The organism is Mesorhizobium sp. WSM4850, from assembly GCF_055811735.1.
The window spans coordinates 99,933-112,124 of the sequence record NZ_JBVVPV010000007.1; the positions used below are offsets into that span (position 1 = coordinate 99,933).

The window sequence follows — 12,192 nt, forward strand, 5'->3', positions numbered from 1 at the left end:
TGTCGTCGATGAAAAGCGTGATCTTGTCTAGCGTCCTGCCCATGGCAGTCGTGGTTTCAACAACCGCCGGCATGGCCGAAAAGACCTTTGCGGCAGAACAGGACAAGAAGTTCTTTCAATCGGTGAAAGGCGAATGGGTCGGCCCGGGGGAAATCGTCGCCGGCAAATACAAGGGCACGAGATTCACCTGCAATTTCACCGGTTCGACGCCGGACGGCAAGATCGGCATGTCGCTCGACGGCGGTTGCCGGGTCGGCATGTTCACCCAGCAGATGTCGGCGACGATCCAGCACAAGGGCCGCGAGGGCTACAAGGGCAGCTTCATGGGCGGTGCCGCCGGTTCCGGTCTCGACATCATCGGCGGCAATGTGGTCAGCGCCAACAAGGTCGTCTTCACCATCAACCGTAACCAGTTGCGCGGCGTCATGCAGGCTCTTGTCCCCAACGACAATTCGATGACAGTGACGGTTGCGGTGCGCGTCGACCAGCAATTGGTGCCGGTCATCGGCATGAAGCTGAAGCGCGTCGATACGCTCGAAGTCGGCTCCATCGCGCCGAACTGAACGATCCTCTGCGCATCCAGTGAAAATGCAACGCGCTGTGCAATTTAGTGAATGGTGAATGGTGAATGGTGAATGGTGAATGGTGAATGGAATTAGATACTCACTACTGACTACTGACTACTGACTACTGACTACTGACTACTCACTATTCACTATTCACTATTCACTATTCACTATTCACTATTCACTATTCACTAAAAAAGCGGCAGCCACGGCCACCGCTTCTTTTAGCAAAACTCAAATCGATTCTCAGGCCTTGATGGCGGCAGTCAGCTCGTCATAGGGCTTGCAGGCCTCCTCCGCCGTCGTCGCGCCCTGATACTTGGTTGTGACCGCCTGGACCTTGGCGGTGAGATCGGCTGCCTTGGCCGGATCCTTGGTAATTGCCTCCTGAGGGGCTGCGGTCATGTCCTGGGCCTTCTTGGTCAGCATTTCGGTGGTGCAGTCCGGCGCCTTCGAGCAGGCCGATCCGGCAAGCGCCGCGATGCCAACGGCAACAAGCAAAAATGTCTTCATGTCAGTCGTCTCCCTCAAAAAAAGGCGGCCGACTTGATCGTCATCCGCCCCTCACGGCCAAGGCCGCGGCGTCCTTAGCGCCCGATTTCTGCAACACACAACGCAGCCGGTGGATAAAGTTGTGGAGCGCGCCTGCAACACTGCTGCACCAGTTTCCGGATTCGGACTGTTCGATCTCAACCGAAGCCCCTATCTTTGCCGCTCGATGCCGCAGCACGTGCAGCGGTCCCTAGAGAGAACGGAACGGCAGGCATGGCGGCAGAAGCAGCGGGCAGCGATTTGATCCACGTCGTGGCGCTGCTCGCCGCAGGTGTTGTCGCCGTGCCGATCTTCAAGCGCATCGGGCTTGGCTCCATCCTCGGCTATCTGGCGGCCGGCGTGGTCATCGGCCCGTTCGGCATCGGCATCTTTTCCGAATCGGAAGCCATTCTTCACGTCGCCGAGCTCGGCGTCGTCATGTTCCTGTTCATCATCGGGCTGGAGATGCAGCCGTCACGGCTGTGGGGCCTCAGGCGAGAGATCTTTGGCCTTGGCGCATTGCAGGTCGGCGTGTGCGCGCTGTTGCTGACCGGGGTCGGACTGGCGGGAGGTTTTCCGGTCTCGCAATCCTTCGTCGCCGGCGCCGGTTTCGTGCTGACCTCGACGGCGATCGTCATGCAGCTTCTGGAGGAACGCGGTGAGATGGCCGCGCCCAAAGGCCAGCGCATCGTCTCCATCCTGCTGCTCGAAGACCTGGCGATCGTGCCGCTGCTGGCGCTGATCGCTTTCCTGGCACCGGGCGGCGCCGATATGAGCTTGACGCAGCGGCTGACGGAGGTGGGCATCGGTCTTGCCGCCATCGTCGGGCTGGTGCTGGCCGGGCGTTACCTGCTCAATCCGTTCTTCCGCATCCTGGCGGATGCCCGCGCCCGCGAAGTGATGACCGCCGCCGCTCTTCTGGTCGTTCTGGGGTCGGCGCTTGCCATGCAGCTCAGCGGCCTGTCGATGGCGATGGGCGCTTTCCTGGCCGGCGTGCTGTTGTCGGAATCCACCTTCCGCCATCAGCTCGAGGCCGACATCGAACCCTTCCGCGGTGTGCTGCTCGGGCTGTTCTTCCTCGCTGTCGGCATGTCGCTCGACCTGCACGTGGTTGCCCAGAGCTGGCGGCTTGTCGCCATCTACGTCGTCGCCTACATGGTGATAAAGGCGATCGGCATCTATCTCGTCGCCCGCATCCTCAAGACCGGCCACCGGGAGGCGCTCGAGCGCGCCGTCTTCATGGCGCAAGGCGGCGAATTCGCCTTCGTTCTCTATTCCGCCGCGGCGGCGGTCGGCATCATCGACAGCCAGGCTAACGCGACGCTGACGGCGATCGTCATCATCTCCATGGTGCTGACGCCGCTGGCCATTCTGGCATTGCGGTATCTGACGCCACGCGACGAGCAGTCGCTCGAAGGCGTCGACATCGCCGATGGCCTGACCGGCAGCGTGCTGATCATCGGCTTCGGCCGCTTCGGCCAAATCGCCAGCCAGCCGCTTCTGCTGCGCGGGATCGACGTCTCGATCATCGACAATGAGGTCGAGATGATCCAGGCGGCGGCCGATTTCGGTTTCAAGGTCTATTATGGCGACGGCACGCGGGTGGACATTCTGCGTGCCGCCGGCGCCGGCCGCGCGCGCGCCGTGTTGATCTGCGTCGACAAGCCCGATGTCGCCGTCCGCATCGCAAAGCTGATCAAGGCGGAGTTTCCCCTGCTCACCGTGCTGGCACGCGCTTTCGACCGCGGAACCGCGCTGCAGTTGATACGTGCCGACGTCGATTTCCAGATTCGCGAAACCTTCGAATCAGCGCTTGTCTTCGGCGGCTCCACGCTGGAAGCACTGGGCGTCGACCCCGAGGAAGTCGCCGAGGTGATCGAGGACGTCCGCCACCGCGATTCCGCCCGTTTCGAGTTGCAGCTCGCCGAAGGGGTTCGCGCCGGAGCGCGCTTCCTCAAGGGCAATATCGGCACACCCATTCCGACACCGCTCAGCCAGCCGCGCCGCTCCGGTCAGGCGCTCAATGAAGAAACCGCCGGCGTTCTGCACAAATCCGAGCCTGCCGACTAAACATTGGAGAGCAAACAGATGATCGAACTGGACGAGCGCGCGCTCTCCGTCACCAAATTCTGGCGTGACGCCGGGAAAGATGCATGGTTCGAGAAGAATGACGCCTTCGACGCGGAGTTCCGCAACTGGTTTCTCGAGCTGCATTACGCTGCCGCGCGGCGTGAATGCGACGGATGGTCGGAGCATGCCGAAGGCTCACTGGCGCTGATGATCCTGCTCGACCAGTTCCCGCGAAACTGCTTTCGCGGCACCGGCCATATGTATGCCACCGACCCGCTGGCAAGGCATTTTGCCGAAAAGGCGATCGCCGCCGGCCAGGATCTGGCGCTCGACGAAGAGCTTCGCGTCTTCCTCTATTTGCCTTATGAGCATTCGGAGCATCTCGCCGACCAGCTCAAATCGGTGGACCTCACCACCGCCAAAGCCCAATCCTATCTGAAGTATGCCGTCGAGCACCTGGAGATCATTCAGCGCTTCGGCCGTTTTCCGCATCGAAACAGGATGCTTGGCCGCGAGACGACGCCGGAGGAACAGGTGTTCCTCGACGGCGGCGGGTTTTCCGGCTGAGCTGAGCTCAGTGCATCGGAGCCAAAAATGGTTAGAGGTTTTGGTTCGATGCTTTAGGTCAGCCACCAATCCCGGCCGGACGACAATTGCTCGATGCCGGCGCTGTCGAGAGCGGCAAGCCGCTCTGCCATGCTTCTGCCGTCGACGGTGAGGTCAGGCGCGATCTCGGCCAGCGGCGCAAGAACGAAGGCGCGCTCCAGCATGCGCGGATGCGGCACTTCCAGCCCGGTTTCGTGGATGATCCGATCGCCGAACACCAGAATGTCGATGTCGATCAGCCGTGGACCCCAGCGCTCCTCGCGCACCCGCTTCAGCCTGCGCTCGACGTCGAGACAGAGATCGAGCAATGCATGTGGCGCGAGCACGGTCGAAATTTCGGCGGCCGCATTGAGAAAGTCCGGCTGGTCGAGCTTGCCCCAGGGCGGCGTGCGGTAAAGCGAGGAGACGACAACGACGCGCGTGTTCCCGTCGGCGTCCAGCATGCGCAGCGCCGCGCCCATCGACCTTGCCGGGTCGCCGAGATTGCCGCCAAGGCTGAGGTAGACCGTGTTATTGGGGCCAGGCAACGGTCACCTCGACATGATCGAGCACGCCGGGCACCGGCGCGTTCGGCTTGCGCACAGTGATCTCGGCCTTTTTTATCTGGGGAAAGCGGGCTGTCAGCGCCCGGGCCACCTCCAGCGCCAGCGCTTCTATCAGAAAACGCCTCTCCCCGGTGATGATCTTTTCGATCACCCCGAAGGCAATGCCATAGTGGACGGTATCCTCAATGGAATCATCGACCAGCGCGCGGCCGGGTTCGACGGTGAGCGCAGCGTCGACATAGAAACGCTGGCCGAGCGTCTCCTCCTCATCCAGCACGCCGTGCCGAGCGAAGAAAGCGCAATTTTTCATGCGGATGATATACATCGCTCAGCGTCCTGCTCGATTGGAGCGATACGCGTCCGCTTGGGCGCACAGACTACGCTCTAAGGCCTTTGATCTACGCATTTCGATTTGCGGGCTATTCGGCGGTTTCACGCGCCAGCATAGCATCCGCAACCGCCAGCGCATCCACATTGATTGCGACATCGTGGACGCGAAAAAGCCGCGCGCCCTTGAGCCTCAGTATGACGCTCGTCGCCGCTGTTCCGGCGTCTCTGGCCGAGGCGTCGCGGCCGGTGACGGCGCCGATGAAGCGCTTTCGCGATGTACCGGCCATCAGCGGAAAGCCCAAGACATCGAGCTCGGAAAACCGTGCCATCAGGTCGAGATTTTCCTCCGCGGTTTCCTTGGCGAAGCCAAAGCCCGGATCGAGCACGATCTGGTCGTCGGCAACGCCGCTTCGCCGGGCGATTTCCAGGGACTTCCCGAGGAAGAAAAACTGATCCTCGATCACGTCGGGCAGTTTTTGCCTGTCACGCCCGGTGTGCATGATGACAAGCCCGGCGCCGGTTTCGGCCGCGACCCGCGCGATGCCCGGTTCGCGTTGCAGACCCCAGACGTCGTTGAGGATATGCGCGCCGGCGGCGACGGCAAGCCGGGCGGTGTCCTCGCGATAGGTGTCGACCGAAATCAGCGCCTCGCCGAGCCCGGCGAGCGCCTCGATGACAGGCAGCACGCGGGCCTGCTCTTCCTCGATGGCTACCGGAGATGCGCCGGGGCGTGTCGATTCGCCACCGACGTCAATGACGGAGGCCCCCTCTTCCGCCATCCGGCGCGCCTGGGCAATCGCCTGTTCGGGCGCGACGAACAGTCCGCCGTCAGAAAAACTGTCCGGCGTGACATTGAGTATACCGACGATCACCGCCTTGCCGCCAAGGTCGAGATGGCGCCCATGCGCCAGCTGCCATCGCCCTGTCGTCATTGTCGATAAACCATGTGTGATCCACCAAAGATCAATTCCGTTGCGTCGGCAACGGCGGTAGCGCAAGGTAGGCAAAGAGGCAACATGATGAAACGATCCCTGCTTTGCGCCCTGATGCTTGCTTGTTCCGCCTTGCCGGCGGGCACGGCGAATTTGGTGAAGACATATAGCTATTTCAGCATCGGCGGCAGAACGCTCGATGATATCGGATCCCAGCTTACGAAACTTGGACCTCGGGTGAAAAGCACCGGGATGCGGCATCCAGGCGCCACGCAGATGGCGTTCACCACCCGCGTCAGCTATGCGGAAAGATCTAACTCCTGCGCGATTGCCGACGCCGATGTCACCGTCAAGGTCAAGGTGATCCTTCCCGAGTGGCGCCGCCCGCGCAAGGCTGATGCCGGCGTAAGGCTGTTTTGGGATACATTGTCGGCCGACATCAAGCGTCATGAGGACCGCCATGTCGAGATCGCCAAGAACCATGCCGGCGAACTCGAGGATGCGCTGAAGGCGACCCACCCGCGCAAGACGTGCCAGGAGGCCAAGGCCAAGGCAGCGGAGATCTCCGCCGCTATTCTTGCCAAGCACGACCGCGCTCAGATGCAGTTCGATCGCGTCGAAACCATCAATTTCGAAAGCCGCATCCTGCGGCTGCTGCGCTATCGCATGAAGCGCATCGAAAACGGCCGGCTGCCGGGTTAGCTTCGGCCAGACGGTAAGGGCGATTCTCGTCGAGTAAGAGACTCAGCCGGCGACGCCGAGCTTCTTCTGCAGGCTGGTCGATGACGTCGTATACTGGAATACGATGCGCTCGCCGGGGCTGACGATGCGCTTGGCCGCCTGCGCCATCAGCGCGACCTCATGGAAGCCCGACAGGATCAGCTTCAGCTTGCCGGGATACCAGTTGATGTCGCCGACGGCGAAGATGCCCGGTACCGACGTCTGGAATTTCTCGGTGTCGACCGGGATCAGGTTCTCATGAAGATTGAGCCCCCACTCGGCGATCGGTCCGAGCTTCATGGTCAGCCCGAAGAACGGCAGCAACCGAGTGCACGGCACCTCGGTGTCACCGTCGGGTCCCTTGATGGTCGCCGCCGAGAGATGGCCGTCCGTGCCGGTCAACCCGGTCACCTGCCCGACATGGAAATCCAGTTCCTTCATCTCCTGCATGGCGTACATCTTGTTGACGCTGTCTGGCGCCGCGCGGAACTCCGGCCGCCGGTGCACCAGCGTCACGCTCTTGGCCACCGGCTGCAGGTTCAGCGTCCAGTCGAGCGCCGAATCGCCGCCGCCGACGATAACCAGGTCGTGGCCGCGGAATTCCTCCATCCGGCGCACCGAGTAGAAGACGCTCTTGCCCTCATAAAGCTCGATGCCCGGAATTGGCGGCCGCTTCGGCTGGAAAGAGCCGCCGCCGGCGGCGATAACCACAATCTTGGCTTCAAACACCTCGTTCTCGTCGGTGATGACGCGAAAGCTGCCGTCCTCGAGCTTTTCGAGGCTCGAGACCATGCGGTTGAAGGTGAAGTCGGGCTTGAACGGCGCGATCTGCTCAAGCAGTCTGTCGACCAGGCCCTGGGCCGAGATCGATGGCCAGCCGGGAATGTCGTAGATCGGCTTTTCCGGATAGAGTTCGGCGCATTGCCCGCCGGGCCGATCGAGTATGTCGATCAGATGGCATGTCATGTCGAAGAGGCCGAGCTCGAACACGGCGAACAGGCCGACGGGCCCCGCCCCGACAATCAATACGTCCGTCCTGATGATATCGGTCATGAATGCGCCTTCGATGCGCATGACCCCGAAAATCGGAATCGATTCTCGCCGGGGATCCTGCGCCAAATCACCGTGCTACAGCGTGCTTTGCGTGGTCCAGGGAACGTGCGGCGCTGTAGAGAACGGCGCGACACTGCATGACCATTGGCCCGCTGCCAAGCCGGCGCCGGAAAAATCGGCTATATCCCCCGCTTAAGCCTCCACGCTTCAGCCCTGGCGGGCGGGCACGCGCACAACCAGGCCGTCGAGAGCGTCGCGCACCTTGATCTGACAGGAGAGCCGTGAGTTCGGCTGGACGTCGTAGGCGAAGTCCAGCATGTCCTCTTCCATCGCTTCCGGCTCGCCGACCTCCGCCGTCCATGCCTCATCGACATAGACATGGCAGGTCGCGCAGGCGCAAGCGCCGCCGCATTCGGCCTCGATCCCCGGCACGGCGTTGCGGATCGCATTCTCCATGACGGTCGAGCCGTTTTCGGCATCCACGTCAAAATGTGTGCCGTCATGGGCGATGAAGGTCAGCTTGGTCATTTGTCACCTGAAGGGAGTCCCAGCCGAGATAATCACTCCCGCAGACAAGTCAACTGCGGCGCGAAAGCGGCGCTCCATGCCGTTTTTTTCGGAAATGGGTTTAACGGCTGATGGCGGCGACGAAATCGCGGACTTCTTCGATCAGGGAGCCAAGCCGCTTGAGGGTATTGGTATCTTCAGGTTGAAGTTCGATCGCGCCGGCGCAATCGGCAACAGCGAAGGCGCCGACGCCGCGCGCCGAGCCTTTCAGCCCGTGCGCCAGGAGCAGTCTTTGTTTCACATCGGCGTCGACGATCCTGTCGCGCACCGACAATGCCTGCTGCACGAACAGCGCCAGCACCTCCTGTTCGAGGCTGCGGTCGCCCATCGTCTGACGCGCCAGATGCGCCAAGTCCACGGGCCGCGACCCGGCCGTTCCCGACACATCGCCGCCGGGCATCGAGAAGGCAATGCCGTTTTCGCCACGCATGACTCTGCAACTCCGTTCTTCCAGCCGCCAAAAATAGGCAGCCGCCAAAAAATAGGCCCATCCTGTGGACGACGGGTTAACGATTGGCCCGGAAAAATGTTGCGATAGGGGCGCCGGAATCACAGTTCTGTTAACCTTATATTTAAAGTTTTACGTATCGCACCGAATGCGTGTTTTCTTTACCCCGGTGTGTCATTACGATACGAAAGGTCCATTTTCAGCCTCTTGCGTGGGACACGAAAAGCAAAATCACAAGTCCCGCGGCAGCTTGTACAGGGTAGCGAAGGCATGGCGAAGAAAACAACGACGACAAGAACGCTCGACAACGACGTAGCCAGGGAACTCGAAAAAGCACTTGAAATCGATCTGAACAGCGATGCCGACGGCGACCTCGACATCGCCGCGTCGATGGAGGATCTGGAAGCGCAGATATCGCAGGCGGCCGACGAGTTGGCACGCGAGGGCCGTGACCAGGATGCCGAGGCTGTCGCCAACCAGAACCAGGATGCCGAGCCTGTCGCCAACCAGAATCAGGATGCCGAGCCTGTCGTCAACCAGAGCCAGAATGCCGAGCTTGCCGCCAATCAGGACCAGAAAGCCCAGGACCAGAGAGAGGCGGCAAACGCCAAGCAGGCTGAACCGCGCCCTGCTGAGCTGCGCCCTGTTGAAACGCGCCCCGTTGAAATGCGCCCTGTCGAAACGCGCAATGGCACGCAGTCGGCCGGCTTCACGCCGGCCAACGATCCTCGTCAAAAAGATTACAAGACGCTGCTGCACACCCTCAATCGGCGTGCCTCGAACACGATCTACTGGGTCGTGGCGCTCGTTTCGCTCGCCTGGGTCGCGGGCGCCGGTGCATTGGCAAACCTGCTGTTTGGCCCAGGCATTTGGCAAATCCGCACGCCCGGCCAGTTTTTCGCCCGTCCCGAACTGATTGGCCTGGCAATCGCTGCGATCCTGCCGGTCCTCCTGTTCTGGGCGTTTGCAGCCATGATTCGCCGCGCGCAGGAGATGCGCATCGCCGCTCAGTCGATGACGGAAGTGGCTTTCCGCCTGACCGAGCCGGAGCAAATCGCCCAGGATCGCGTCATGATGATCGGGCAAGCCGTGCGCCGCGAGGTTGCGGCCATGGGTGAAGGCATCGAGCGCACGCTTGCACGTGCCGTCGAGCTCGAAACCCTGGTCCACAGCGAGGTCAACCAGATCGAGCGCTCCTATTCGGAGAATGAATCCCGCATCCGCTCGCTTGTCGACGGGCTGGGCAGCGAGCGCGAAGCGGTGGTCACCCACGCCGAACGCGTGCGCGCCTCGATCACCGGCGCGCATGAGACGCTGAAGGACGAAATCGGGGCTGCCAGCGACATCATTCGCGACAGCATCCTCAACGCCTCGACCAACCTGTCGATGACCATCACCAATTCCGGCGACACGCTGATCGACAGGATCAACCAAAGCTCGCTGTCGATCTTCGATTCGGTGGAAGGCCGGCTCGAATCCATCACTGACCGGCTGTCGACCTCCGGCGAGGCCTTCGCCAGCCTTCTCGACACACGCATTGCCAAGCTGACGGAGACGACCGACGGCCTCACCCGGTCGCTGACCGATCTGCTCGACGATCGGACCTCCGGCATGGTGTCGCTGCTCGGCGGCGCCGCACGCACGCTCAACTCCGAATTTGAAGCCAGCCTTGACGGCATCGAGCGGACGCTGGCCGAACGCGGCCAGGTGCTGATCAGTGAGTTCCAGACCCGCGCCGAAGCGCTGGACACCGGCACCCAAAAGCTCAACGCCGCGCTCGAGGCCCGCGCACGCCAGATCAACGAGACCCTCGTCGAGCGCGCGCGCGAAATCGCCCATACCTTCCAGGAGAGCAAGGAGACGCTTTCGGCGATGATCGATCAGGGCAAGACCCAGATCGGCGCCGACATGGCCGACATCGTTTCGTCGACCTCGTCGATGCTCGAAGCACGCGCCGGCGATTTCGCCGGCCGCATGGAAGCGGCCCGTCATGTGGTGTCGCGCGCCTTCGACGCCGACATCCAGCGGCTTGCCGATGCCCGCGTCGGCATCGAGGAGGCTGTCGAGAACCACAGCCGCAAGCTTTCCGAAAGCCGCGAACACATGACGGCGGCCATGCAGGCCGATCTGGAGAAATTCGCCGAAAGCCGCGCCGGCATCGACGCGGCTGTCACCGACCAGGTGCAAAAGCTTTCCGAAGGCCGCAACCTGATCTCGCGCGCCCTGGAGGAGGATCTGCGCAAGGTCAACGAGTCGCGCGCCGCCATCGATGCGTCGCTCGGCAGCCATCTCGAACGGCTCGAAGAGGGCCGCAGCAGGCTTTCGCAGGCCTTGAATGAAGACTCCGGAAAACTTGTGCAAGCCCGCACGATCATTGACGAAATGGTTGCCGGCCATGTTGGAAAGCTCGCCGAAGGCCGCAGCATTCTTTCACGCGCTCTCGATGCCGATCTCGGCAAGCTGGCCGACAGTCGCGCCAGCATCGACGGCCTGGTCGCTGGCCAGGTCGAGAAGATCGCCGAAGGTCGCGCCTTACTCGCCAAGGCGTTGGAAACCGACATTGTCGGCATCAAGGGTCTCATCGAGACCCATTCCGCCAAACTGGCGGAAGACCGCAGCGAGCTTTCGCGTTCGCTCCAAGACGACCTGTCGGGCATCCGAGGCCTGATCGAGGACCATTCGGGCAGGCTCGCCGACGATCGCAGCCTGCTTTCGCAAACGCTCGAGGCAGACCTTGCCAAATTGGCGGAAAGCCGGTCGAGCATCGACGGGCTGGTCGCCGGTCAGGTCGAGAAGCTGGCCGAAGGCCGCAACATCCTCAAGCGCGCGCTCGAATCCGATCTCAACACGATCAAGGAGGTCATATCAGGCCAGTCCGAAAAGCTGGCGGAAGACCGTGGTCAGCTCTCGAAGGCGTTGGAAACCGACCTGCAGAGCGTCAATGGCCTTATCTCTGATCACATGAACAGGCTCTCCGAGGACCGTTCAATCCTGTCGAAGGCGCTCGAAGACGATCTCGCCAAGCTGGCGGAAAGCCGGTCGAGCATCGATGGGCTGGTCACCGGGCAGGTCGAGAAACTGGCCGAAGGTCGCGACATCCTCAAGCGCGCGCTCGAATCCGATCTCAACACGATCAAAAGCGTTCTATCAGACCAGTCCGAAAAGCTGGCGGAAGATCGTGGTCAACTGGCGCGAGCGTTGGAAACCGACCTGCAGGGCGTGAATGGCCTTATCTCCGATCACATGAACAGGCTCGCCGAGGACCGTTCAATCCTGTCGAAGGCGCTCGAAGACGATCTCGCCAAGCTGGCCGAAAGCCGGTCGAGCATCGACGGGCTGGTTGCCGGCCAGGTCGAGAAACTGGCCGAGGGCCGCGACATCCTCAAGCGCGCGCTGGAATCCGATCTCAACACGATCAAGGAGGTCCTATCAGGCCAGTCGGAAAAGCTGGCGGAAGACCGTGATCAGCTCTCGAAGGCGTTGGAAACCGACCTGCAGAGCGTGAACGGCCTTATCTCCGATCACATGAACAGGCTCGCCGCAGATCGCTCGACCCTGTCCCAGGCGCTCGAAGAGGATCTCGCCAAATTGGCGGAAAGCCGGTCGAGCATCGATGGGCTGGTTACCGGGCAGGTCGAGAAACTGGCCGAGGGTCGCGACATTCTCAAGCGCGCGCTCGAGTCCGATCTCAACACGATCAAAAGCGTTATATCGGAGCAGTCCGAAAAGCTTGCGGAAGACCGCTCGATCCTGTCGAAGGCGCTCGAAGACGATCTCGCCAAGCTGGCCGAAAGCCGGTCGAGCATCGACGGGCTGGTTGCCGG

Annotated in this window: 12 protein-coding genes; 5 read left to right on the forward strand and 7 right to left on the reverse strand. The window is 61.8% G+C overall.

Features of this window, described 5'->3' with window-relative positions; genetic code table 11:
* Nucleotides 1–8: 8 nt before the first annotated feature.
* Nucleotides 9–563: a hypothetical protein gene (locus tag AC0L2Z_RS10430; protein ID WP_473627806.1), complete on the forward strand. Its 555-nt coding sequence runs from the start codon at nucleotides 9–11 to the stop codon at nucleotides 561–563.
* Between the two features lie 249 nt (nucleotides 564–812).
* On the opposite strand, the gene AC0L2Z_RS10435 is transcribed toward AC0L2Z_RS10430, so the two are convergent.
* On the reverse strand, nucleotides 813–1,079 hold the full coding sequence (locus tag AC0L2Z_RS10435) for a hypothetical protein (RefSeq protein WP_473627808.1): 267 nt from the start codon (nucleotides 1,077–1,079) through the stop codon (nucleotides 813–815).
* Nucleotides 1,080–1,331: 252 nt separating this feature from the next.
* Here AC0L2Z_RS10435 and AC0L2Z_RS10440 point away from each other — a divergent pair, with 252 nt between their 5' ends.
* Nucleotides 1,332–3,167 (forward strand): monovalent cation:proton antiporter-2 (CPA2) family protein, encoded by a 1,836-nt coding sequence (locus tag AC0L2Z_RS10440; RefSeq protein WP_473627809.1) that lies wholly within the window; start codon nucleotides 1,332–1,334, stop codon nucleotides 3,165–3,167.
* An 18-nt stretch (nucleotides 3,168–3,185) separates the two neighbouring features.
* Nucleotides 3,186–3,734: a DUF924 family protein gene (locus AC0L2Z_RS10445; protein ID WP_031255672.1), complete on the forward strand. Its 549-nt coding sequence runs from the start codon at nucleotides 3,186–3,188 to the stop codon at nucleotides 3,732–3,734.
* Nucleotides 3,735–3,787: 53 nt separating this feature from the next.
* Here AC0L2Z_RS10445 and folK read toward each other — a convergent pair whose 3' ends face one another.
* From folK to folP, 3 genes are all read right to left on the reverse strand, one after another.
* Nucleotides 3,788–4,300: a 2-amino-4-hydroxy-6-hydroxymethyldihydropteridine diphosphokinase gene (folK, locus tag AC0L2Z_RS10450; protein WP_473627811.1), complete on the reverse strand. Its 513-nt coding sequence runs from the start codon at nucleotides 4,298–4,300 to the stop codon at nucleotides 3,788–3,790.
* Nucleotides 4,284–4,643, reverse strand: a complete 360-nt coding sequence (gene folB / locus AC0L2Z_RS10455; protein ID WP_023801135.1) for a dihydroneopterin aldolase — start codon at nucleotides 4,641–4,643, stop codon at nucleotides 4,284–4,286. The genes folK and folB overlap by 17 nt, the downstream gene beginning before the upstream one ends.
* A 94-nt stretch (nucleotides 4,644–4,737) precedes the next feature.
* The gene (gene folP / locus AC0L2Z_RS10460; RefSeq protein WP_023801134.1) at nucleotides 4,738–5,580 is read right to left on the reverse strand and encodes a dihydropteroate synthase; all 843 of its coding nucleotides are present in this window, start codon (nucleotides 5,578–5,580) and stop codon (nucleotides 4,738–4,740) included.
* An 84-nt stretch (nucleotides 5,581–5,664) separates the two neighbouring features.
* On the opposite strand from folP, the gene AC0L2Z_RS10465 reads away from it, so the two are divergent.
* Nucleotides 5,665–6,282 (forward strand): DUF922 domain-containing Zn-dependent protease, encoded by a 618-nt coding sequence (locus AC0L2Z_RS10465; protein ID WP_031255671.1) that lies wholly within the window; start codon nucleotides 5,665–5,667, stop codon nucleotides 6,280–6,282.
* Between the two features lie 42 nt (nucleotides 6,283–6,324).
* Here the strand turns inward: AC0L2Z_RS10465 and AC0L2Z_RS10470 are convergent, their stop codons facing one another.
* The 3 genes from AC0L2Z_RS10470 to AC0L2Z_RS10480 all read right to left on the reverse strand — a co-directional run bounded on the left by AC0L2Z_RS10470 (nucleotide 6,325) and on the right by AC0L2Z_RS10480 (nucleotide 8,350).
* Nucleotides 6,325–7,353 carry an NAD(P)/FAD-dependent oxidoreductase gene (locus AC0L2Z_RS10470; RefSeq protein WP_128244846.1) on the reverse strand — a complete coding sequence of 343 codons (1,029 nt, stop codon included), beginning with the start codon at nucleotides 7,351–7,353 and terminating at the stop codon, nucleotides 6,325–6,327.
* A gap of 207 nt (nucleotides 7,354–7,560) precedes the next feature.
* Nucleotides 7,561–7,881: a 2Fe-2S iron-sulfur cluster-binding protein gene (locus AC0L2Z_RS10475; RefSeq protein ID WP_006334837.1), complete on the reverse strand. Its 321-nt coding sequence runs from the start codon at nucleotides 7,879–7,881 to the stop codon at nucleotides 7,561–7,563.
* 100 nt (nucleotides 7,882–7,981) lie between these two features.
* On the reverse strand, nucleotides 7,982–8,350 hold the full coding sequence (locus tag AC0L2Z_RS10480) for an Hpt domain-containing protein (protein WP_027151987.1): 369 nt from the start codon (nucleotides 8,348–8,350) through the stop codon (nucleotides 7,982–7,984).
* A gap of 288 nt (nucleotides 8,351–8,638) precedes the next feature.
* On the opposite strand from AC0L2Z_RS10480, the gene AC0L2Z_RS10485 reads away from it, so the two are divergent.
* A partial coding sequence (locus tag AC0L2Z_RS10485) for a coiled-coil domain-containing protein (RefSeq protein WP_473627812.1) occupies nucleotides 8,639–12,192 on the forward strand: 3,554 nt, incomplete at its 3' end.